Source organism: Clostridium sp. CTA-7, from assembly GCF_054768095.1.
This window is the reverse complement of the sequence record NZ_BAAAAV010000024.1, coordinates 1-1,072: the sequence shown is the minus strand read 5'-3', so window position 1 is coordinate 1,072 and position 1,072 is coordinate 1. Positions and strand designations below refer to the sequence as shown.

Below are 1,072 nucleotides of genomic sequence, written 5' to 3'. Positions count from 1 at the left end.
CACTCTGATATCTGGTGATGATGGCGTAGAGGAAACACTCCTTTCCATTCCGAACAGGAAAGTTAAGCTCTACAGCGTCGATGGTACTGCATGGGAAACTGTGTGGGAGAGTAGAACGTTGCCAGGTCATTAAAAAGACTTAAGAATTTAATTCTTAAGTCTTTTTTTATTTATTCCATAATATTTATCTTACAGTACTTATATGATACTAAAATAAATATAAGTATTAATTTCTATTTTCTTAAAACTAATCCCTTACTTCTGATACAAGTACACTCTTTAGCTTCTGTTGTGTGTAGACATTGATATTTTACTTTCTTAGGGGCTATAATTTCATTTGAGTTTTTATTTTCTATTTCTTTTGTACTCATTAAAGACACTCCTTTATAATAATCTATTTTATATACTATTATATAGTAATAGATAATAATTATCAATATAGCTGCTATTAAAAAATTTAAATGTTAATATAATCTATTTATCATATCATTACTAATATTTACTTTTTTATCATGTTAAAAAATTTAAGTTTAAATATTATTAGGGTTTAAAAAATATATAAGAATTTTTATATTTTGATTGAAGTATGATAAAAGAATAAAAAAATATAGAGATACTTATTTTAATATTATTCTAATGAATTTAATTATTATATAAATTGAATTATCTGAAAAAGAAAATAAACATTACCTTGTATATCATTACTAAAAAATTAAAGAAAATATAAGAAATTTAAAGTATTATAAATATAATCAATAATAAATATGAATTAATTATATATATTATGTAAAGATAGATGGTATTATACTTTATGTCGCTGATGCAAATAGTCGTAACAAGTTGAAAAATAAAATTTAAAAACTTGTTGACAAGAAAATGTGTAAGTGATAAGATAAGAAAGTCGCTTGAGGGCGATGAAGAAAATGGTCTTTGAAAATTGAACAGAATATAAGTTAAGTAAAAAACCAGCAATTCTTTTAGACGTCTTAAAATTAAGACTCAAAGTAATTTGAGCAAAGAGATTAAACTTTTTATTGAGAGTTTGATCCTGGCTCAGGACGAACGCTGGCGG

The 1,072-nt window shown here is 24.3% G+C and carries 1 protein-coding gene and 1 rRNA gene; one reads left to right on the top strand and one right to left on the bottom strand.

The window, feature by feature from the left end:
• The first annotated feature begins 10 nt into the window (after nucleotides 1–10).
• A 5S ribosomal RNA gene (rrf, locus tag ACYUEX_RS18665) occupies nucleotides 11–127 on the top strand.
• Between the two features lie 106 nt (nucleotides 128–233).
• On the opposite strand, the gene ACYUEX_RS18660 is transcribed toward rrf, so the two are convergent.
• On the bottom strand, nucleotides 234–371 hold the full coding sequence (locus tag ACYUEX_RS18660; RefSeq protein ID WP_322382168.1) for a hypothetical protein: 138 nt from the start codon (nucleotides 369–371) through the stop codon (nucleotides 234–236).
• Between the last annotated feature and the right edge of the window lie 701 nt (nucleotides 372–1,072).